This window comes from Polaromonas sp. P1_G1 (genome assembly GCF_056405595.1).
Map to the genome: position 1 here is coordinate 46636 of NZ_JBFUBU010000017.1, position 21458 is coordinate 68093.

The 21458-nt window shown below is 65.7% G+C and carries 20 protein-coding genes; 6 read left to right on the forward strand and 14 right to left on the reverse strand.

Annotation, left to right across the window (positions count from 1 at the left end; translation table 11 throughout):
• Positions 1–122: 122 nt before the first annotated feature.
• A complete protein-coding gene (locus AC1D1Y_RS10720; RefSeq protein ID WP_477682326.1) occupies positions 123–938 on the forward strand; it encodes a mechanosensitive ion channel family protein in 816 nt (271 codons plus the stop codon).
• Here the strand turns inward: AC1D1Y_RS10720 and AC1D1Y_RS10725 are convergent.
• The 4 genes from AC1D1Y_RS10725 to AC1D1Y_RS10740 form a co-directional block, all read right to left on the reverse strand.
• The gene (locus tag AC1D1Y_RS10725) at positions 935–1879 is read right to left on the reverse strand and encodes a CysB family HTH-type transcriptional regulator (protein ID WP_477682327.1); all 945 of its coding nucleotides are present in this window, start codon (positions 1877–1879) and stop codon (positions 935–937) included. The genes AC1D1Y_RS10720 and AC1D1Y_RS10725 overlap by 4 nt on opposite strands.
• 146 nt (positions 1880–2025) lie before the next feature.
• Positions 2026–2331 carry a hypothetical protein gene (locus AC1D1Y_RS10730; RefSeq protein ID WP_477654481.1) on the reverse strand — a complete coding sequence of 102 codons (306 nt, stop codon included), beginning with the start codon at positions 2329–2331 and terminating at the stop codon, positions 2026–2028.
• 57 nt (positions 2332–2388) lie between these two features.
• Positions 2389–3498 carry an ABC transporter substrate-binding protein gene (locus tag AC1D1Y_RS10735; RefSeq protein ID WP_477682328.1) on the reverse strand — a complete coding sequence of 370 codons (1110 nt, stop codon included), beginning with the start codon at positions 3496–3498 and terminating at the stop codon, positions 2389–2391.
• A 337-nt stretch (positions 3499–3835) separates the two neighbouring features.
• A complete protein-coding gene (locus AC1D1Y_RS10740; RefSeq protein ID WP_477682329.1) occupies positions 3836–4258 on the reverse strand; it encodes a hotdog fold thioesterase in 423 nt (140 codons plus the stop codon).
• A 128-nt stretch (positions 4259–4386) separates the two neighbouring features.
• Between AC1D1Y_RS10740 and AC1D1Y_RS10745 the strand changes: the two genes are divergently transcribed.
• From AC1D1Y_RS10745 to AC1D1Y_RS10760, 4 genes are all read left to right on the forward strand, one after another.
• Positions 4387–5691 carry a hypothetical protein gene (locus AC1D1Y_RS10745; RefSeq protein WP_477682330.1) on the forward strand — a complete coding sequence of 435 codons (1305 nt, stop codon included), beginning with the start codon at positions 4387–4389 and terminating at the stop codon, positions 5689–5691.
• A 169-nt stretch (positions 5692–5860) separates the two neighbouring features.
• Positions 5861–6199, forward strand: coding sequence for a hypothetical protein (locus tag AC1D1Y_RS10750; protein WP_477682331.1), 339 nt, complete (start codon positions 5861–5863; stop codon positions 6197–6199).
• Between the two features lie 227 nt (positions 6200–6426).
• Positions 6427–7578 (forward strand): ABC transporter substrate-binding protein, encoded by a 1152-nt coding sequence (locus tag AC1D1Y_RS10755; RefSeq protein WP_477682332.1) that lies wholly within the window; start codon positions 6427–6429, stop codon positions 7576–7578.
• Positions 7579–7824: 246 nt separating this feature from the next.
• Positions 7825–8979 (forward strand): ABC transporter substrate-binding protein, encoded by a 1155-nt coding sequence (locus AC1D1Y_RS10760; protein ID WP_477682333.1) that lies wholly within the window; start codon positions 7825–7827, stop codon positions 8977–8979.
• A 75-nt stretch (positions 8980–9054) separates the two neighbouring features.
• Here the strand turns inward: AC1D1Y_RS10760 and AC1D1Y_RS10765 are convergent, their stop codons facing one another.
• The 7 genes from AC1D1Y_RS10765 to AC1D1Y_RS10795 form a co-directional block, all read right to left on the reverse strand.
• Positions 9055–10341, reverse strand: coding sequence for a solute carrier family 23 protein (locus AC1D1Y_RS10765; RefSeq protein ID WP_477682334.1), 1287 nt, complete (start codon positions 10339–10341; stop codon positions 9055–9057).
• A gap of 70 nt (positions 10342–10411) precedes the next feature.
• Positions 10412–11296 (reverse strand): alpha/beta hydrolase, encoded by an 885-nt coding sequence (locus AC1D1Y_RS10770; RefSeq protein WP_477682335.1) that lies wholly within the window; start codon positions 11294–11296, stop codon positions 10412–10414.
• Positions 11297–11527: 231 nt separating this feature from the next.
• On the reverse strand, positions 11528–12148 hold the full coding sequence (locus AC1D1Y_RS10775) for a TetR/AcrR family transcriptional regulator (RefSeq protein ID WP_477682336.1): 621 nt from the start codon (positions 12146–12148) through the stop codon (positions 11528–11530).
• A gap of 65 nt (positions 12149–12213) precedes the next feature.
• Positions 12214–12606 (reverse strand): RidA family protein, encoded by a 393-nt coding sequence (locus AC1D1Y_RS10780; RefSeq protein ID WP_477682337.1) that lies wholly within the window; start codon positions 12604–12606, stop codon positions 12214–12216.
• 95 nt (positions 12607–12701) lie between these two features.
• Positions 12702–13145 (reverse strand): ribonuclease HI family protein, encoded by a 444-nt coding sequence (locus AC1D1Y_RS10785; protein ID WP_477682338.1) that lies wholly within the window; start codon positions 13143–13145, stop codon positions 12702–12704.
• A gap of 39 nt (positions 13146–13184) precedes the next feature.
• A complete protein-coding gene (locus AC1D1Y_RS10790) occupies positions 13185–14075 on the reverse strand; it encodes a hypothetical protein (RefSeq protein ID WP_477682339.1) in 891 nt (296 codons plus the stop codon).
• Between the two features lie 11 nt (positions 14076–14086).
• Positions 14087–14782 carry a hypothetical protein gene (locus tag AC1D1Y_RS10795; RefSeq protein ID WP_477682340.1) on the reverse strand — a complete coding sequence of 232 codons (696 nt, stop codon included), beginning with the start codon at positions 14780–14782 and terminating at the stop codon, positions 14087–14089.
• 65 nt (positions 14783–14847) lie between these two features.
• Here AC1D1Y_RS10795 and AC1D1Y_RS10800 point away from each other — a divergent pair, with 65 nt between their 5' ends.
• A complete protein-coding gene (locus AC1D1Y_RS10800) occupies positions 14848–16872 on the forward strand; it encodes an acetoacetate--CoA ligase (RefSeq protein ID WP_477682341.1) in 2025 nt (674 codons plus the stop codon).
• An 11-nt stretch (positions 16873–16883) separates the two neighbouring features.
• Here the strand turns inward: AC1D1Y_RS10800 and AC1D1Y_RS10805 are convergent, their stop codons facing one another.
• From AC1D1Y_RS10805 to AC1D1Y_RS10815, 3 genes are read right to left on the reverse strand one after another with little or no spacing between them, the layout of a single operon-like run.
• Positions 16884–17840: an alpha/beta hydrolase gene (locus AC1D1Y_RS10805; protein WP_477682342.1), complete on the reverse strand. Its 957-nt coding sequence runs from the start codon at positions 17838–17840 to the stop codon at positions 16884–16886.
• A 31-nt stretch (positions 17841–17871) separates the two neighbouring features.
• Positions 17872–19011 (reverse strand): ABC transporter substrate-binding protein, encoded by a 1140-nt coding sequence (locus AC1D1Y_RS10810; protein ID WP_477682343.1) that lies wholly within the window; start codon positions 19009–19011, stop codon positions 17872–17874.
• On the reverse strand, positions 19008–21419 hold the full coding sequence (locus tag AC1D1Y_RS10815) for an efflux RND transporter permease subunit (RefSeq protein WP_477682344.1): 2412 nt from the start codon (positions 21417–21419) through the stop codon (positions 19008–19010). Before AC1D1Y_RS10815 ends, AC1D1Y_RS10810 begins: the two co-directional genes overlap by 4 nt.
• Positions 21420–21458 lie beyond the last annotated feature (39 nt).

Genomic DNA, 21458 nt, shown 5'->3' on the forward strand with positions numbered 1-21458 from the left:
GCTTTGTGAGCGTCTATTGATTCGGCGCTGTGGGCCTGCCACTACGCAGGCGTATGGCCTTGTTTACACGCTGATGCCGCATCCCTAAGATGCCCTGACCAACAATTGAACAGGGGGAATTCATGGACACCGCAAAACTCGGCACCTGGATGGAACAGGCGCAGCCTATCCTGGTCGCCTTCGGCCTCAAGGTCATAGGCGCGATCGCCGTCTTCATCATCGGGCGCTGGCTCATCCACCTGGTGACGCGGCTGGTCGGTGCGGCCATGACGCGCCAGGAAATCGATCCCACGGTGCAGCGCTACCTGGTGAGCTTCATCACCGTCGCGCTCAACATCGTGCTGGTGGTCGCCATCCTCGGCTACTTCGGCGTGGAGACCACGAGCTTCGCGGCACTGGTGGCCGGCGCGGGCGTGGCCATAGGCGCGGCCTGGAGCGGCCTGCTCAGCAACTTCGCCGCCGGCATTTTCCTGCTGGTGCTGCGGCCTTATAAAGTGGGTGAATATGTGAGCGCCGGCGGGGTCGAAGGCACGGTGCTGGAGATCGGCCTGTTCGGCACCGGCATCAACACGCCCGACAACGTCAAGACCGTGGTGGGCAACGCCAAGATCATGGGCGGCGACATCAAAAACTACACGGCCAATCCCTACCGCCGGGTCGAACTCGTCGCGCAGCTGGCCGGCACGGCCGACATTCATAAGGCCATCGCCTTGCTCAAGGAGTCCGTCGCCAAGGTCGCCAACACGACGAAGACGCCCGCGGTGGACGTGGAGATCCTGGAGTTCAACGAGTTCGGGCCCAAGCTCGCGGTGCGCCCTTATTGCCACACCGACCACTACTGGCAGGTCTACTTCGACACCAATATGGCGATTGCCGACACCCTGGGCGCGGCCGGCTTCCCGGTGGCGACGCGGCCGGTCAAGGTCTACCCAGTTTAAATATCGTAGCTGGCGGCGCCGGGCTCGTCGCTCAAGGTCTTCTCCACGACGGCACGATTCAGCGTGGGCGCGAAGGATTCGATAAACGCATAGACATAGCCGCGCAGATAACCGCCGCGGCGCACCGCCAGCTTGGTGAGGTTGATGCCGAACAGCGCGCCCGCGTCGAGCGCGCGCAGGGCCGTATCGCGCTCGGCCTCATACGCAATGGAGGCCACGATGCCGACACCCATGCCCAGTTGCACATAAGTCTTGATCACGTCGGCGTCCATGGCTGTCAGCACGATGTTGGGCGACAGGCCGCGCTGCGTGAAAGCGCCGTCGATGTGCGAGCGGCCGGTGAAGCCGGTGTCGTAGGTGATCAGCGCGAAGCGCGCCAGGCTCTCCAGCGTGAGCGGGCCGTCCAGCAGCGCGTGGCCGGGCGGCACGATGACTGAATGCGTCCAGCGGTAGCAGGGCAGGGCGACGAGTTCGGGGTAGTCGTTGAGCGCCTCGGTGGCGATGCCCACGTCGACCTCACCCGACATCAGCATGTCGGCCACCTGCTTGGGCGAGCCCTGGTGCAGGTGCAGTTTCACATTGGGGAACTGGCTGCGGAACTCCTGCACCGCGGGCGGCAGCGCATAACGCGCCTGCGAGTGTGTGGCGGCGACGGACAGCAGGCCGCTTTGCTGGGCCATGAATTCCTGGCCGGCTTTTTTGAGGTTGCTGCTCTCCAGCAGCAGGCGTTCGATGATGGGCAGCACATGGGCGCCCGGCTCGGTCAGGCCCGTCAGGCGCTTGCCGGCGCGCACAAAGAGTTCAATGCCGAGCTCTTCCTCGAGTTCACGTATCTGCCGGCTGACCCCGGGCTGCGAGGTGTGCAGGGCATTGGCGACGTCGGTCAGGTTGAAATTGCATCGCACGGCCTCGCGCATCGAACGCAGCTGCTGGAAATTCATGGTGGCGAAGGCGCGCGGCGCGCGGTGTTGGAGAAGTCAAAACACCGGATTGTGGGCAGCCGTTCTTATTTGGGGAACGACTGATTAGTTCGTTTTAAATCACTAAAACATCCTAAGACTCGTGCTCGAGGGGATGCGGACCAGCCTTAGACCCGCGTCAGCATGCGCTTCGGCAGCCAGCCGGAGAAAGCGGGCAGCAGTGCGTTGATGCGCCGCACGGCCTCGTCCTGGCAGAACTGGCGCGCGACCAGCTGGAATATCTCCCCGCGCAACAGCCACAGCTGCTGCGCGGTGTACGCCTCTTCGATGCGCCAGCGCATGCGCTCGCACATAGGCCCTTCGCATCGGTACAGCGCATCCTGGACCAGAAACCGCAAGGACTCCAGCTGCTGCCTGGGTGCTTCCTCGGCGCTCTCATGCAGCCAGCTGTGCAGCGACTTTTTCCATGCCATGGCGGTTTTCACTTGTGGATGGGCGCTGATGCGGCGGAAGATTCAAAAGGCCGGCGTTCAGCGCGCGAAGCGGCCTTCACGGTCCACGATGGAGAGGTCCGCGAACTCCAGGCCGGTATGGTCTTCGGGGCCGAAGCTCACCTCCAGCCCGCCCAGGTCGAAACGCTTCATGCCTTCCAGGGCCGCCAGCAGCGTCTCGCGCGTGGGGTTCTTGCCGGCGCGCCGCAGGCCTTCCACCAGCACCTTGGCGGCGGCATAGCCTTCCAGGATGGCGGGCGACAGTGCGATCTTTTTGGCCTTGGCCAGTTCCGTGGCTTCCTGCACCATCGTGTAGGCATAGGAACGCTCGGACGGATAGACCTGCGTGACGATGACGCCGCGCGCGTGCTCCCCCAGCGCCTTGACGAAGCCCGCCGATGCGTTGTTGGACAAGGTCACCACGCGCACGGACGTCTTGGCGGCGCGCAGGGCCTTTACCCCTTCGGCTACGGCGTTGGCCGACCCTATCCACAGCACGGCCTGCGCATCGCTTGCCAGGATGGGCGGGACGAGCTGGCTGTAGTCCGGCTTGCTGCGGTCCGCTTTGAGGACCACCGTGGGTTTCAGCTTTGCCTGCGTGAAGCCCTTGTTGGCGCCTTCCAGGCCGTCACGGCCGAAGGAGTCGTCCGCATGGACCAGCGCGATGCGCTGTATGCCCAGCGTGTGCAGGTGCTCGATGGCTTTCTCGGCTTCGCGCTGGTAGGTCGCGCGCACATTGAAGACATAACGGTTCACCGGCTGGTGCAGCACCATCGCCCCGGTGGAAGGGCCCACCAGCGGCATGTGGTTGGCCAGCAGCACCGGCAGCACGGCTTCGGTGGGGGGCGTGCCGCGCGTCAGGAACAGGGCGATCGCGCCACGCTCGGCCAGCTGCTGCGCGTTCTCGCTGGCCAGCTTGGGATCGAATTTGTCGTCCAGCGACACCAGTTCCAGCTGCCGGCCTGCGATCCCGCCCTTGGCGTTCACCGCATCCAGCCACAGGCGCGCACCCTCGGTGTTCTCCTTGACGCCTGCGGCGACGGGGCCGGTGAAACCGGCTGTCTGGCCGATCAGGATCTGCGCCTGCCCCGCGCCACACAAGACGGCTAATAGCGCCGCGACCCATCGTTTTGCGTTTTTCGTGTCCATTTGTTACCTTTCAGCCTAATTGAGCCGAACGATACGAAGGAGCACTCATAAGATCAAATACGAGATGGAAGGACTTTCAAGATAAAAAAAATATGGAGTGGCCCCGAGGTGCAAGCCTCAATCGCGTGGCCGGCGCAAGCTACTGTGTTGTTTTTAAAAGGGAAAACTTCTGGGCAACCCAGACAGGGGTGCTTGGCGAGTACCGCTATGCGGACCCATTCAGATGCCACAACCGAGGTGTCGCACGGAACTCGCAATTCGTTGCTATTTGTAACGTATATCGTGCGCGGGCATCAAGGCCGGTGTGCCGTCACCCGTCGTACGGCCCTTGACCGCGTTATTCCGGCCGCAGCATCGCCATCGTGATGCGCGAGACGCAGGTCAATTCGCCCGCGTCGTTGTGCAGCTCTATCTGCCAGACCTGGGTGCTGCGGCCTATGTGCACAGGCCGCGTGATGCCGGTGACCCAGCCGCTGGTCGTACCCCTGAGGTGGTTGGCGTTGATGTCCAGCCCCACGGCGCGGTGGCCCGCGGGCGCCGCAAAGGCCGCGCCGCAGGAGCCCAGGGTTTCGGCCAGCGCCACCGATACGCCGCCGTGCAGCAAACCATAGGGCTGCACCGTGCGGCGATCCACCGGCACCCGCGCGCGTATGAAGTCGTCCCCGACCTCGAGGAACTCGATGCCCAGGTGCGTCACCGCGGTATCGGCGTTGGCGGCGGTGAGTAGTTCGACGGAGATGGGCTGTTTCCAGATGCGCATGATGTTGGGGTTCCACGGGATGTCGGTCTCCCCACTATACGGTTGCGGCCTACAAGAGGTGGGCAGCTTGTCGCCTCGGCAAGCACCGCGCCGGGGCCTAAGCTGACAGGCATGAGAGACATGCTTCGATGACACGCGCGAACAAGTGGTTGCTGGGACTGGGCGTCGCGGTGCTCGTGGTGGGCGCGGCGTGGGTCGCCCTGCTGCGCTGGCTGCCGTCCGACGAGGAACTGGCCCGCCGCGCCTCGGTGGAACTGGAGAGGCAGCTTGGCACCAAGGTGCGGGTGGGCGCGCTGCACTGGCGTCTGTTTCCCTCGCCTGCGGTGGTGATGGAAGACGCCGCCACCGAGCAGCCACAGCCCATCCTGATCAAAAAACTCACGGCCTATCCCGATGTGTTCGCGCTGTTGCAGCGCCGCATCAAGATAGACCGGGCCGACCTGGAGGGCGCGGTAGTCCCCCAGCTCTCCCTGCGGGGCCTGGGCAGCGGGCGCGAGAAAGACGAGGCGGCGGCCGAAGAACTGCCGCTGGCGCGCTTTGTGTTCCGCGACGTGACATGGATCTCGCGGCGCGGCATTGCGGTGGTGTACGACGGAGAGGTCGATTTCGACCCGGGCTGGCGTCCGCGCAAGGCCGAGTTGCGCCGGCCGGGCTTCAGGCCGGCCACGGATCTGGCGCTGACCCGCCAGGGCCAGGAAGACCGCTGGGCCGCGCGCATCCATGTCGGCGGGGGCACGGCGGATGGTGAGGTCAGGCTTGACTTCCGCGCCGGCGGCCGCATGCACCTGGAAGGTGAGCTGCAGCCGAAGGACGTCGAGGTCGAGAGCATGCTGGCCGCCTTCAACCGCCGCTCCGTCATCGCCGGCAAGGCCTCGGGCGAAACCACGCTGTCGGCCAACGGCGATACGGTGGGAGAGCTGGCGCGCTCGCTGCACACGCAGACGCCTTTCACCATCGGCAAGTCCACCTTGCTGCGCTTTGACCTGGACAAGGCCGTGCGCACCGCCGGCAAGGAGCACGCCGGGCAGACGCCGCTCGATTCGGTCACCGGCCGGCTCGATACGCAGAACACGCCGCAGGGCATGGTGGTCACGTACACGGACCTCAAGGCGACATCGGGCTCGCTGACGGCGTCGGGCCAGGCCAAGGTCGCCAACCGCCGGATCGAGGCCGAGTTCGCCGTCGATCTGGTGGACGGCATTGTCGGCGTCCCGCTCAGCGTCAGCGGCCCGCTGGACAACGTCGCATTCTCCGTGCCCAAGGGCGCCATCGCGGGCGCCGTGGTCGGCACGGCCGTATTGCCGGGCGTGGGCACCGCCATAGGCGCGCGTGTAGGCGCCACGCTGGGCAAGATCTTCAGCCCTGGGCCGGCGCTGCCCGCGTCCGCGCCACCGCCGGCCCGCGCTGCCAAGCCTCCCGCCAAGGCCCGTTGAGCACCTGGGAGGGGTGGATACCCTGTCCCGCCCCAATGCCTTTGCAAGCCCGCSCAGGCGGCAAACGCGTAAAATCGCCCCTGAATCCCGAGCGCCATTGGTAAGCCCTCGCTTTTTGCACGGGCTCACCAGCGGCAACGATCCCGCACCCTCCATCAAGGCCCTTGACATGCCACAGCAGCTACACGTCGTGCCCACGCCACTGGAACGAGCGCTTGACCAGAACGAGTCCGTGAAAGAAACCGTGGAACAGTCGGCCGCCGAACTGCTGGTGATCAACACGGTGCTCAAACAGGAAGTCCCGCCGCATGTGCAGACCGGCGACGTGGCCCAGGCACTGAAAAAAACCGACGCGCTGGAAACCCGTATCCAGGAATCCGCCGAAGACCTGGCCCAGGTCAACGAGGTGCTGGAGCAGCAGATCGATGAGCGCGCCGACCTGGAGCGCGAACTCAGGGCCACCAAGGCCGCCCTGGCCAAGGCTACCGGCCAGTCTCCGGCACGGTAAGCGCGCAACACGCCGGGCCCTGCCCCGGCTTCACGCCGTCACAGCGCAGTCATCGCTGTGTCATCCATTTGTCAGGGTTTCTACCTAGAATCCTTGAGAGTTAAACGATTTACCTGCTACTTTGCGCGTCGCCGCGCCGACTGGCGGGCCGTTTTTAGCCCGCAAGGCCGCACGGCCTTGTCCTCTTCGGCTTCACGGCCGTCCCCCTTTTGTTTTGGAGATTCGCGATGTTTCGCCGCCGCTTCCTTTCGTTCGCCCCTCAATTGGCTGCCCTTGCGGCCGCTCCCGCTTTCATCCGCAATGCCTATGCCCAGGACGGCTTGACCGCCAAGGCCATCACCATCGGCAGCACGGGCGCGACCAGCGGCCCGCTGGCCGGCGTGGGTGCCGAGCTCAAGCTGGGCGTGGATGCGGCCATGGGCCAGATCAACGCCAAAGGCGGCGTGAACGGCCGCATGCTGCAGTTCCAGATGCTGGACGATGCCTATGTGCCGCAGCGCAGCGCCGACAACGTTAAAAAGATGATCGGCGACGGCAGCATTTTTGCGCTGATGTCATGCGTGGGCACGCCCAACAACACCGCCATCGTGCCGCTGATTGAAGAGTCCAACCTGCCTTACGTCGGGCCGCGCTCGGGCGCATCCTCTCTGCGCAAGCCCGGCATGCGCAACGTGTTCCACGTGCGCGCCAGTTTCACCGACGAAACCCAGCGTTTGGTGCAACGCATCGTGAGCATGGGCATCAAGGACCTGGCCGTCGTCTACCTGGACAACGACTACGGCAAGGAAGTGCTGGCCGACGTCAACCGCGCGCTGCAGTCGCAGGGCGCGAAAGCGGCGGCGCAGGCGGCGCTGGCCGTTGACGGCAAGAACCTCAATGAGGTGGTGGACAAGATCGTCGCGGGCAAACCCGGCGCCGTGCTGCTGGGCACCGCCGGGTCGGCATCCGTCGGCCTGATCACCGCGCTCAAGAAAGCCTCGCCCATGCTGCCCATCGCCGGCCTGAGTGTCACGCTGGCGGGCGACGGCATCAAGGCACTGGGCGCCGCCGGCTCCGGCCTGGCGCTGACCATGGTGTTCCCCGACCCTTACCGCGCCAAGCTGCAAGTGGTGCGCGACTACCAGGCCGCGATGCGCGCCATCGGCCAGCAGGAGTTTTCGCTTGGCAGCCTGGAGAGCTACATCAACACCCAGGTGATGGCAGAGGGCCTGGAACGTGCCGGCCGCGACGTGACGCGCGCCAAATTGCGCAGCGCGCTGGCCGGCCTGCAGAAGTTCGACCTCGGCGGTTTCAGCGTCGATTACGCCGCGCCGCCGTTCGCGGGCTCGAAGTTTGTGGACCTTGGCGTATTGGGCGCCGGCGGCCGTTTTATCGGTTAAATCCGGCACGCTGGGCTTAAAAAGGCCCGGCCGGTCCTATGGACTGGCCGGGCCTTTACCATTTCCGCCCTTCGGCCTTCGGCCAGACCAACGGCAGCGCGGCGTCGCCCAGCGGACAGGCCCGCGGCGGGTGATCATTTAGACTTAAAGTATTCGGCCGCCACGCGGCCGTTGTCCTGTATGGGGTCCGCGCACCCCGTCTTTTCTTCGGCCCGCCTGGCCGTCCCCACTCCGGAGATTTTCGCGATGTTTCGCCGCCGCTTTCTTTCGTTCGCCCCTCAATTGGCCGCCCTCGCCGCCGCTCCCGCTTTCATCCGCAACGCCCACGCCCAGGAAGGCCTGAGCGCCAAGGCCGTCACCATCGGCTCTTCAGGCGCGCTGAGCGGCCCGCTGGCCGGTTTCGGGGCCGACCTCAAGCTCGGCGTGGAGGCCGCCATGGGCCAGATCAACGCCAAGGGCGGCGTGAACGGCCGCGTGCTGCAATTCCAGATGGTGGACGACGCCTATGTGCCGCAGCGCACCTCGGACAACGTCAAAAAAATGATAGGCGACGGCAGCGTCTTCGCGCTGATGTCCTGCATAGGCACGCCCAACAACGCGGCCATCGTGCCGCTGATTGAGGAGTCCAACCTGCCCTACGTCGCGCCGCTGACCGGCGCCTCCTCGCTGCGCAAGCAAGGCATGCGCAATGTGTTCCATGTGCGTGCCAGCTACACCGATGAAACCCAGCGCCTGGTGCAAAAGCTCGTGGGCATGGGCATCAAGGACCTGGCCATCGTCTACCTGGACAACGGCTTCGGCAAGGAAGTGCTGGCCGACGCCTTGCTGGCGCTGCAGGCCCAGGGCGCCAAGGCGGCCGCGCAGGTCGCGTTGGCCACCGACGGCAAGAACCTCAACGAGGTCGTGAGCCAGGTCAGCGCCGCCAAGCCCGGCGCCGTGCTGCTGGGCACAGCGGGCGCCGCTTCGGTGGGCCTGATCGCCGCGCTCAAGAAGTCCTCGCCCATGCTTCCGGTGGCGGGCCTGAGTGTCACGCTGACCGCCGACGGCCTGAAAGGGCTGGGCGCCGCCGCTTCGGGCCTGGCGTTGACCATGGTGTTCCCCGATCCCTACCGCGCCAAGTCCCAGGTGGTGCGCGATTACCAGGCCGCCATGCGCGCCATCGGCCAGCAGGAGTTCTCGCTGGGCAGCCTGGAGAGCTACGTCAACACCCGCGTGCTGGCCGAAGGCCTGGAACGCGCCGGCCGCGACGTGACGCGCGCCAAGCTGCGCACTGCGCTGGGCAGCGTGCAGAAGTTCGACCTGGGTGGCTTCAGCGTGGACTACGCCCCCGCATCGCCCTTCGTCGGCTCCAAATTCGTGGACCTCGGCGTGCTCGGCGCTGCCGGGCGCTTCCTGGGCTGATCACAGCCACTGCATGGCCACGAAAAAGCCCCGGCTGGTGCACGACCAGCCGGGGCTTTTTTTATGGGGGCCAGCTCAGCGCTTACGGTTGAGCAGCGCGTACAGCAGGATGGCGCCGAAGGTGGCCGTGCCTATGCCGCCCAGCGCGAACTGGCCGAAGCGCAGCGTGAAGTCGCCCGTGCCCAGCACCAGTGTGATGGCCGCGACGATGAGGTTTTTGTTGTCCGAAAAGTCCACCTTGTTGTCGACCCAGATCTTGGCGCCAGCCACCGCGATCAGGCCGAACACCACGATGCTCACGCCGCCCATCACCGGCAGCGGAATCGCCTGGATCAGCGCGCCGAACTTGGGGCTGAAGCCCAGCACCACAGCGATCAGCGCGGCCACCACGAAGACGGCGGTCGAGTAGATCTTGGTCGCGGCCATCACGCCGATGTTCTCGGCATACGTCGTCACGCCCGTGCCGCCTGCTGTGCCCGAGACCATGGTGGCCACGCCGTCGCCGATGAAGGCGCGGCCCATGTACTGGTCCAGGTTCTTGCCCGTCATCGCCGTCACCGCCTTGATGTGACCCAGATTTTCCGCCACCAGGATGATGGCGACCGGTGCGATCAGCAGCATGGCACTGGCACTGAATACCGGCGCCGTGAAGCCGGGCATGCCTACCCACGCGGCATTGGCGATGCCCGAAAGATCAATGGGCTTGCCCAGGCCCAGGCCGTTGGTCAGCACCGCATAAATCACGCTGGCGACGATCAGCCCGACCAGGATCAAGAGGCGCTGCACCATGCCGCGCGTCATCACCGCCACCAGGGCCACGCTGACAAAGGTCACCACCTGCATCCATGAGTCAAAGTTGCCGGCGGCCATGTTCTTGACGGGAATGCCCGCCAGGTTCAGGCCTATCACCGCCACCACCGCGCCCGTGACCACGGGCGGCATGAAACGTTCTATCCAGCCCGTGCCGATCGACTGCACGACCACGCCGATCAGCGTGTACAGCGCGCCGCAGGCGATGATGCCGCCCAGCGCCACACCCAGGTTGGCATTGGGGCCCTTGCCGGCATAGGCCGTGGCGGCGATCACCACGCCGATGAAAGCGAAGCTGGAGCCCAGGTAGCTGGGCACCTTGCCGCCGGTGACGATGAAGAAGATCAGCGTGCCTATGCCGCTCATCAGGATGGCGATGTTGGGATCAAAACCCATCAGGATAGGCGCCAGCACCGTGGCGCCGAACATCGCGATCACGTGCTGCACGCCCATCACCGCGGTCTGCGGCCAGGGCAGGCGTTCGTCGGGGCCTATGACGCCGCCCTGTTGCAGGATCGCGCTGCTTTTTTCCGTCCAGTCCAGCATTCCCATCGCTCGCTCCTCTTTGTAAAAGTGAGGCAATGCTAGGGGGAATGCGCGCGCCGCACAAGGGCGGCACGGCTCAGGCCAGAAAGGCAGCCACCTGGCGCAGCACCTCATCGTCCTTGAGGATCTTGCGGTGGCCCAGGCCTTCGGTGGCCAGCAGGCGCGCGCCGACGATCGCTTCGCTGTAGGCCACGCCGTCGGCGAAACGGTTGATGCTGTCCTGCCGGTCATGCACCACCAGCGTGGGCAGGTTGATGCGCGGGCCGACCGCCGCGGGCTCGAACTGCGGCATCAAAATGCCTTCGCGCGCCTCGATGCGCCGTTGCATAGCCGCGCGCGTGGATTCGCGCAGGCCGAACACGTGCGCGAACAGCCGCGTGTATTCGAGCGGCGAAGCAGGCGGCGCCAGTAGCACAAGCCGGCCAGCGGCCAGCCCGCGGCTGGCTGCATAAGCGCCGGCGTTCGCCGACAGCGAATGCGCCACTACCGCGCGCAGCGTGTGGCCCTGCTGCAGCAGCCGCGCCGTCACGTACTCCAGCACGCGGGCGAACTGCGGCAGGTTGCTGACCGAGCCGCTGCTGCGCCCATGCGCCGGCATTTCAAGAATGACCGGCCGCAGGCCTTGCGCACTCAAGACCTCCGCCAGCGCCAGCATCTGCCCGGCATGCCCGCCCCAGCCGTGCACCAGCAGCACCACCGGGCCGGCCGGCGCGATGGGGCGGCTGTACATAGTCACGCAGGCGTCTTCGAAAGGCCATTGCTCAATGTGCCAGTCGGGGCTCCACTTTCTGCGGCGGCTCACCCATTTGGGCGGCAGCGGCGTGCCGAACAGGCGGTAGGCCGCGCGCACGGCCAGCGCTGGCCACAGCTGCTGCGAAGCGCCCAGCCCCCAGCGGAAGATGCGCGTCAGGGGGCTTGCGTTGTAAAAGGCCGCGGTGGCCTGCAGGGAGGTGCGTGTCATGGCGGTTTCCTTTTTCTTCTGGATGTCAGTACCAGATCCAGTCTTCGTTGCTGCGCGGCAAACTGCGTAGCGAAGCCAGAACCGCCCTCACGGTGCGAACGCCAAGAAATACGCCTAAACCGATGATCAGGATCAACATGATTTCCTCATTTCTCCGCACAGTCGTGCGAAATTAAAAGTTACCCAAACACTGAAAAAGGCACTGCTGCCTCTTTCGCCTTGCCTTGTCTCTTATTTGTGGGTGATTGCCTCTGTCTGGTAGCTCTTGATCAGGCGCTCCCAGGATGCCTGAGCCCGTTCCGCCGCGCGCGGGTCGCGCAGAAAACGGGCATCGTGCAGCATCCCCATGGCAATGCTGCTGATTTCCATGACCAGCTGTTCCGCATCGGTGTCGGCCTTCAGTTGACCGGCCTCCGTGGCCTGCAGCACGGTGCGCCGCAACGAGGCGCGCCAGCGGGTGACCTCGCTGAACAGCAGGTCGCGCAACTCGCCTTCGCGGTCGTCCAGCTCAAAGGCGCCCGCCGTGTAAATACAGCCCGACTTGGCCTCGACATCGCGCGTACGCACAATCCAGCGCTGCACGATCGTCTCCAGCCGCGGCAAGCCCTTGGGCTGCTGCATGGCGGGCACGAACACATCGGCAATGAAACGCCGGCCGAATTCTTCAATCACGGCCTTTTGCAAAGCCTCGCGTGAGCCGATGCGTGAAAACACGCCGCTCTTGGAAAGACCGATGCGGTCCGCCACAGCCTGCAGGGTGATAGCCTCCAGGCCGTCCGCCGCGGCCAGGTCAATGCCCGCGCCAATGATGGCGGCGCGGGTCATTTCGCTTTTCTGGGTTTTGGCGTCCATGGCGCGGATATTAGCACGATTGTGCGAAATAGCAATCCCCTTCTGGAATCCCTGTTTTTAGCCCTCTAGCAGGCTGCAATGCAATCAATCTCAATGTCAAACTGGCCGGGCCAGGCGGGTACGCAGACAAAAATCCGGGCCGGCGGGTCTTTGGGAAAGTACCGGGCGTAAATGGTATTCACCGCCGCGAACTTCTCGACCGAGGTGCAATAGACATTGCATTTGAGCACTTGGTCCAGCGAAGAGCCCGCTGTTTCCAGGCAGCGCTTCATCTGCTCCAGCACCAGCTCGGTCTGGCGTTCAAGGGAGGCATTGATGACTTCGCCCGTGGCCGGGTCGAACGGTGGCAGGCCCGATACATAAACGGTGTCGTCATGGCGCGTGACGACCGAGGTGGGCGCTTTCCATCGCTCCAGCCAAGTGGACAAGGGCTCGACGCGAATGATTTCTCTGGCCATGGCGATGCTCCGGGGGGAGGTGTGGGGTACTTTTGTCTTTGTACTCCGCAACGGCACGGCCATGCTTCGCGCCAGGACGAAGCATGGATCTGCCGCTAAGGGCGGCGCCTGGCAGGCGTAGCCGGCTTCTTGGGCAGCAGCCCCACGGCCGCCCTGGCCAGGGCGTCGGCTTCGCGGTTGCGGTGGCGTGGTATCCACACCAGCCGCGCTGACGCGAAGGACCGCAACTCGGTACGCACCTCGTCAAACAGCGGGACCAGGCGTAAAAAGGGTTCGAGGGCGGTCCCGGACAGCTGTTCCACGACCACGCTGTTGTCGCAGTGAACGACCAGCTTGGTGGCTCCACGCCGCCTGGCTTCCTGCAGCGCCGCCATTAATGCGCGCAGCTCCGCCTCGTTGTTGCAGCCCCGGCCCTCTGCCTGGATAGATAGCGAGTGCCGCGTGCCGTCAGGCGCCGTGAGCACCGCGCCCAGGCCCATGCGGCCGGGGTTGGGCACGGCGCTGCCGTCGCAGTGGATCAGCCAGGAATCGTTGTTCAACAGGCGCTTTCAGGCGGGCGTCCCGCAAGTCCGGACGGCCTATTTCCAGCCCGGCAGTGCCGGTTCGCAGGCGGCCGCGGACGGCTCGGCCACGGTCGGTGAGGGAACCGACATCAGCCATCCGCGCAGCGTCCTGATCACCTGGCGATCGCAGGCCTGGCTGAGGACCTGTGCCCGCTCCATCTTCTCGGCTTCGCCCTCGCGGTAGCGCACCGTGCGAAAGGCCGGGGCATCGCCGGCCGTGGGCCCGGCCGTTTCCTGCAGCGCCAGCGCCAGGGAGTGCGCCAGCAGGCTGGTGCTTTCGGCCTTGAGTGCCGCGCCCGCGTCGTCCTTCCAGTACCTCAGCATGTCCGGTGCCATCCGGGGTTGCGACACCACGCGTACCGTGGACTGGTAAAGCGGTTTGTCTGTTTCACCGGGCGGGTATACCGACACGACGTTGTCCAGCACAAGGGCCCGCTGGTCCTGTGTCATGGAAAAGAAGGGCAGGCTTGCCACCACCCATCCCGTGCCGCGCGCCTGCGCCGGGCCGGCCAGCGCCTTGGCGCCGGCCCATGGCGTCTTGTCCAGCGCGGCTTGCATCAACTCAGTGTGCTTGTAGTCGTTCAGTAGCGGCCGATAGGGTTTTAGCACCGCGTCGGCGGCATCCTGCAGAGCCTTCTTCTGCCAGTCCTTATGCAAGTCCGTCGCAAAGCCGTGCGCGATGACCGCCGTGATGAAGCCTGCCACGTTGGGCGCGGCATAGAGCATGTCGGCGCTCTGGCTTCCGGCCTTGTCCATGCTGACCAGGCCGCGGTAAGCCACGGCCTCCTCCTTGGGCAGGAGCAGCGACCACGAGGCATCGGCCGGTATGGCATGGGCCGGTGACAAGCCCAGGCCCGCGAAGGCCACGATGGCCGCGGCGATGAAACCTGCTTGCCGGTGTTTCATGGGGCGCTGTTTCAATTGGCCAGCGGCCGGAGGAAATTGTCCTTGCCGATCTCCAGCGCCTGGTAGTAGGCGTTGGTCAGGCCGGGAAACGCCGTGGGTTCGTCCCACTTGCCGTCGGCGCTTTTGGCCACGTAGACCGGCAGGTACCACTCATAGGTGTTGGTCGTGAGGTTGACCATATAACCCGTGCCGCGCACCAGAGCCTTGGGGTCGCCGCTGGCGATGTAGCCCGAATAATTCCTGACGAAACCCACGGAGTGGAGATCAAGCACCAGCAGGCTGTCGATGCCGTATTTTTGCTTGAACGGCGCGAAATTTTTGGCCGCTGCATTGGGGCTGGTTGAACTGGAGTCCAGCAAAGCCTTGAGATCCACCGGCTCATCGATAACAATGGCGTTGACTCCCTTCTGGCGCAGCGCGGCGGCCGCCTTGTCCTTCAGCCCCGGCAGGTCTTCCAGCGCCAGGGTGGCCGCGTGCTTGTTCAGGGTGGAATTGGCCGCGTTGGCCGTGATGATGCAAAGCAGGCAAGCGGCCCCATTGATATGCATTTCAGGTTTGGGCAACTGCGTCATGGCCACACCGACCCGCTGGTTGTTTGACTTCAGCGCGGCCGGCGAAAAGCTCACCGGCGACTGGACCTTGGTGGCGCAACCCGAGAGGATCAGGGCGGCCGCGGTCCACATAAAGGCTGAAGAGCGAAAAAACATGAAACGTATCCAGGAGTTACAGACACTGGGAATATAAGCGACGGCCTGCCCGCCCGACTTGGTTTATGGTTGCGCCCATGTTCCAGATACGCCACTACCAGAACTGGCTGCAGGCCACACGCGGCCTGTCCTTCGACAACTACGATGCCTTGTGGCGCTGGTCGGTCAGCGACCTCGACGCCTTCTGGCAAAGCATCTGGGACTATTTCGAGGTCCAGTCGCCCACGCCGCACACGGCCGTGCTGGGCCAGCGCAGCATGCCGGGGGCGGAATGGTTTCCCGGCGCGCAGGGCAATTACGCGCAGCAGGTGTTCCGCCATGCGGCCGCGGCCGAAGCGGCGGGCGTGCCCGCCATCCTGAGCCATGGCGAAGCCAGCCTGGCGAAGGGCGAGGCGGCGCGCGAACTCGGCTGGGCCGAGATGCACCGCCAGGCGGCCTCGCTGGCTCTGCACTTGAAGGCCCAGGGCGTGCAGCCCGGCGACCGCGTGGCCGCCTACCTGCCCAACACGCCTGAAACCATGGTCGCCTTTCTCGCGACGGTCAGCCTGGGCGCCGTCTGGAGCGTCTGCGCGCCCGACATGGGCACGCCCGCCGTGCTGGACCGCTTTCGCCAGATCGCACCCAAGGTGCTGATCGCCTGCAACGGCGTGCACTACGGCGGGCGCGACATGGCGCGCGATGAGGCGGTGGCCGAACTGGTCGCGGCCCTGCCCAGCGTCTCGCATGTGCTCATCCACGAGATCCTTCCGGCCTCCGGTGTGCCGGCAGGTCACGCGAAATTCGCGCAGGCCGTCGCGCGCGACGATGCCCAGACCAAGGCCTTCGAGCCGCTCTGGTTGCCCTTCGACCATCCGCTGTGGATCGTCTATTCGAGCGGCACCACCGGCCTGCCCAAACCCATCGTCCACGGCCATGGCGGCGTGGCCTTGGTGGGGCTGGCGCTGCTGCGCCTGCACAACGACCTGGCGCCCAGCCATGCCGACCCCGCCAATCCCGAGCGCTTTCACTGGTACAGCTCCACCGGCTGGATCATGTGGAACGTGCAGGCCGCCAGCCTGCTCAACGGCACGACCTGCTGCATCTACGACGGCAACCCGGCCGGCACCAACAAGGACAAGCCTGACTGGACCACCTTGTGGCGCTTTGTCGCGAACACCCGCGCGACCTTCTTCGGCGCGGGCGCGGCCTTCTTTGCCAGCTGCATGAAGGCCGGAATAGACATTGCGCAATGCGGAGACCTGAGCCGCCTGCGCACCCTGGGCACCACCGGCTCTCCGCTGAGCGAAGACACACAGCGCTGGGGCACTGCGCAATTCGCAAAGATTGGAAACCCCGACATCTGGTGGTGCAACATCTCAGGCGGCACCGACTTCGCCGGCGCTTTCATAGGCGGCAACCGCGAGCTGCCCGTGGTTCCCGGCGAAATGCAATGCCGTATCCTGGGCTGCGCCGTCGAGGCCTGGAACGACAAGGGAGAATCCGTTGTCGATGAGGTCGGCGAACTGGTCTGCACGCAGCCCCTGCCTTCGATGCCGCTCTACTTCGTCGGCGACAAAGACAACCAGCGCTACCTCGCGAGCTACTTCGACACCTACCCCAGTGTCTGGCGGCACGGCGACTGGCTCAAGGTCACGCGCTCGGGCAGCTGCATCATCTACGGCCGCAGCGACGCCACCATCAACCGCCACGGCCTGCGCATGGGCACCAGCGAGCTCTACAGCGCCATCGAGGCGCTGCCCGAAGTGCTGGACTCCATGGTGGTCGACCTCGAATACCTGGGCCGTGAAAGTTATATGCCGCTCTTCGTCGTGCTGCGGCCCGGCCAGGCACTGGACGATCCGATGAAAGCCAAGCTCAACCAGGCCGTCAAGACCGCGCTGTCGCCTCGCTTTGTACCCAACGAGATCTTTGCCGTACCGGAAATCCCGCGCACGCTATCCGGCAAGAAGCAGGAGTTGCCGATCAAGAAGCTGCTGCTCGGCCAGCCGCTCGAGAAAGTGGTGAACCGCGACGCGATGGCCAACCCCGCTTGCCTGGACTGGTATGTGGCCTTTGCGCGCCGGCGTGCCGCATCTGGTCTGCGGGATTAAGCCGCAAGCCTTTACACCCGCGCGCGCAACCACTGCGCCAGGTCCGTCATGACCCGCAGGCCAACGGGCGACACCGCCGTGAAATGGATACAGGCATGAATTGCCTCCGGGTAATGCCGGTGCGCCACTTCCACGCCGGCCGAGGCCACGCGTAGTGCGAGGGCGTGGCCTTCGTCGCGCAGCGGGTCGTGGCCCATGGTGGCGACCCAGGTGGCGGGAAGGCTGGCCAGGCCGCCTGAGTCCAGCAAGGCAAAGTCAGGGTGTCTGTCCGCACCGGGCTGCTTGCCGAGGTAGCTGGCCATAAACCACTGCATCACGTCCATGGTGAGAAATTTGCCTTCGTTCTCCGGGTAGGAAGCGCTGGGCTGGCTGGGGTGCTGCGCCACCGGGTAGATCAGGCCCAGGGCACGGACGGCCTTTGCGTTGACGCGGCGCGATGCCACCAGCGCGAGTTGCGCGCCGGCGCTGTCCCCGGCCACCGCGATGCGGCCGGCGTCGCCGCCCAGCGCGGCGGGGTTCGTGAGCACCCAGCGCAAGGCAGCCTCGACGTCGTCCGGCGCGGCGGGGAAGGGATGTTCGGGCGCCAGCCGGTAGTCCACCGCCACGACCAGCATGCCGCTGTGGTGGCACAGCGTGCGGCAGACCTTGTCATGGGTCTCCAGGTCGCCTATGACAAAACCGCCGCCATGTGCGTAGAGCAGCACGGGCCAGGGACCTGGGGCGTCGGGGCTGTATGCGCGCAGGCACAGCGGGCCGCCCGGTCCGGGGAAGCAGATGTCTTTCACCTTCCCGATGGCCGGGGCCGGCAGGCCCAGTGTGTCGGCAAGTTCGCGGTAAACCTGCCGCGCGATGGCGGGGGGCAGGCTTTCCAGGGGCGGGTTGCCCTGCGCGGCGGCCTGGGCGAGAAAGCCGGCCAGGCCAGGGTCCATATCGGCCGTCTCCAGCACCGGCTTCACAACAGCATTCATTCGAGAGTCTCCTCGTGGGTGGGTCATGTGGTCATCTAATTAATTTGCCGTCGCGCGCTCGCATGCCGATCTCGACATGGTCCGATGCGTGGTGCCGCTCCCGGCCGAACGAGAGCCTGAAGCCGCCCAGGTCCAGTGCGCCAAGGCTTTCAATCGCCTCGCCGAGGCGCTGGCCGTCGGCGCGCGGGCCGGCACGGCGCAAGGCTTCGGTGCAGACACGCAAGTTGAGGTAGGACTCCAGGCCCTCGAAGGTCATCGCCTCGGGGCCGATGAAATCGTCGGCATCGCGCTCAAGTTCACGCACGATGGGCAGGCGTGCCACCTCGGGATTCGGCACCACGCTGGTGTAGCCCACCAGCCGATTGCGAAACAGCCGTGTCAGCTGCGTGAGCCCGGCCGTCGACAAGGTGGCGACGGTGGACGGCACGCTGTCGTAGGCCGAGGCCGGAAGCCGGCCCAGCGCATCCAGCACCTCGTTGCCCAGGTTGAGGACCAGTGCCTGTGGCGCGGCCTTGGCCACGTCGCGGAATGCGGCTTCGATGGACGGCAGGCGTGCGTCGGTGGTGATACGCGTGACCTGGCGGCCGTCGCGCTGCAAGGCAGCCATCAGCGCCCCGGTGCGCGCCGGCTCGGAATCGTCAGCGAGTACCGCCACCCGGGTGACGCCTATAGACGCCAACTGGCGTGCCAGCGCATCGGCCTCCCGCGCATCATCCGGCCGCAGGCTGAAAACATGGCGGACATCGGGAGAACGCAAAGTCGAAGCGCCCGACATCGGCCCGACCAGCGGCACGCGAAGTTCGCGCGTGGCCTGGGCGGCCTCAAGGCAAGCCCGCTCGCCCAGGCAATTGGCGATCAGCACCGCCTTGTGCCGGCTCACCAGGGTGCGCAGGTTGGCCGCCACACGCCTGGGGTCGCCGCCGTCATCCAGCGTCACCAGCTCGATGGGTCGCCCGGCAATTCCGCCCGATGCGTTGACGCGCTCCACATGCGCGCGGGCGCCGGCCAGCACACGGTTGGCGACCGGAAAGCCCGCGCCGGTGAGCGGCAGCGACTGGCCGATGACCAGGGCCTCGGGCGCGGCGTGGCCTGCCGCGGCTGCGCATAGCAGCATCGCCGCGGAGAAAAAGCTGCGCGTGCGGCGCGCCAGCATGTCGCTACGCCGGCTCATACCGGCACTCGTGCATCGACCGGCGTGGGCAGGGCCACGGCCGGCCGCAGCAGGAAATACCCGAGCGCAGGCAGCAGGACCAGCGCCCCCACCATGTTCCACACAAACATGAAGGCCAGCAGGATGCCCATGTCGGCCTGGAACTTGATCGGCGAAAAAGCCCAGGTACCGACGGCCAGGGCCAGCGTGATGCCGGTGAGCAGCACGACGCGGCCGGTGAATTGCAGCGCGTGGTGGTAGGCCTCGGACAGGCTGGCGCCTTCGCGCATGCGGGCCAGCGTGATGCTGAGCACATACAGCGCGTAGTCCACGCCTATGCCCACGCCCAGCGCGATCACCGGCAACGTGGCGACCTTCACCCCCATGCCAAGCCCCACCATCAGCGCCTCGCACAGGACTGAGGTCAGCACCAACGGCAGCACCGCCACCACCACCGCGCGCCAGGAACGGAAAGTGATCCAGCACAGGATCACCACCGCCGCATACACCCACAGCAGCATCTCGCGCATGGCCTTGCCCACCACGATGTTGGTGGCCGCGTCTATGCCGGCGCTGCCGGCCGCCAGCTTGAAGCTGACCTCGGGCGTGTTGTTGAAGGCCGCGAAGCGCTCCACGTCGGCCACCACGCGGGCCAGGGTTTCTGCTTTGTGGTCTTTCAGGTAGACGTAGAGCGCGAGGAATGAGCAGCTTTGGTTGAAGAGTTCGCGCGGCGCGCGCGTCTGCACGCCGCCCAGGGCGCCTTCGTTGGGCAGCAGTTCAAACCACTTGAAGTTGCCCTCGTTGTAGCCCACCATGGCCAGCTTGGACAGCGCGGCCATGGAGTTGGTGGATTCCACCCCGGGCAGCTGCTCCAGCTGCCAGGCCAGGGCGTCCACCTTGGCCAGCGTGCCATAGGCCGTGCACTTATCCGCGGGTGTGGTCACCATCACGGTCAGGATGTCGGCGCTGGCCGCGTAGTGGGCGATCTGGTAGGCGTTGTCCTGGTTGTAGCGCGAGCCGGGCCGCAACTCGGAGGCGCCGGGATCCAGGTCGCCGATTTTTAAATGCAGGCTGGCGGCATAGCCACCCGCGGCCATCAGGGCCGCAACCACCACCGCCGCCGTGGCCCAGCGCTTCTGCGTGAAATGGTCCAGCAAGGCCCACAGCCATGAACGTTGCGTCCCTTGCGAGGTTTCCTGGCGCAGGCTGCGCGCCGCCGCTGCGGGCGCCACACCCACATAGGACAGCAGGATGGGCAGCAGCACGAGGTTGGTGAAGATCAGCACCGCCACGCCTATGCTGGCGATCAGGGCCAGGTCCTGGATGACCTTGATCTGGATGATGACCAGCACCGCGAAGCCCACGGCATCGCAGAGCAGCGCGGTCAGGCCCGCCACAAAGAGGCGCCGGAAGGTGTAGCGCGCGGCCACGACACGGTGCGTGCCGCGCCCKATGTCYTGCATGATGCCGTTCATCTTCTGCGCRCCGTGGCTCATGCCGATGGCAAACACSAGGAARGGCACSAGCACCGAATASGGGTCSAGCTCGTAGCCCAGCAGCGCCAGCAGGCCGAACTGCCAGACCACCGCCACCAGCGAGCAGGCCACCACCAGCGCGGTGCTGCGCTTGCAGCGCGTGTAGCCGAACAGCACCACCGTGGTGATGGCCAGGGCCAGCAGGAAAAACAGCAGCACCTGGTGCAGCCCTTCGATCAGGTCGCCCGCCACCTTGGCGAAACCCGTCACGCGGACCTGCAGCGTGTCGCTGCCGTATTTGGCGCGCAGGACTTCGATCTGCCGGGACAGCTCGCCGTAGTCCAGCGCCTGCCCGGTCTCGGGGTTGCGGTCCAGCAGCGGCACGAACACGATGCTGGACTTGAAGTCGCCCGCGACCAGCTGGCCGATCTCGCCCGAACGCTCGACGTTGGCGCGCAAGCCGGCCAGGCTGGCGGGCGAACCGTCGTAGGCGTCGGGGATCACCGGCCCGCCGTCCAGGCCTTCCTCGGTCACGGCCACCCAGCGGGTGTTGGAGGTCCACAGCGACTTCATGAAAGGGCGGTCCACGCCGGGCAGCAGGAAGATCTCGTCATTGATCTTCTGCAGTGCGTCGAGGTAGGCCTTGTCGAAGATCGTGCCCTGCCGGGCCTGCACCACCAGCCGCAGCGCATTGGCCTGGCCGCCCAGGTCGCTCTTGTGCGCCAGGTAGTTGACGATGTAGGGATGGCCCGTCGGAATGGTTTTTTCAAAACTCGCGTTCAGCCGCAACTTGGTGGCCTGCCAGCCCAGCAGCAGGGTGAGCAGCACGCAGACGGCCATGACCCAGGGCCGGTGGTTGAAAAAAGCGCGCTCAAGCAGCGTGCCCGAGCGCGTGTCGAAATCTTCAAGCCGCGCGACAACGGGTTGGGTGGAGGAGGATGAATCGGCGTGCATAAAGTCTTGCCGCGTGCGCGGCGCTGGTCTCCGGGTGGT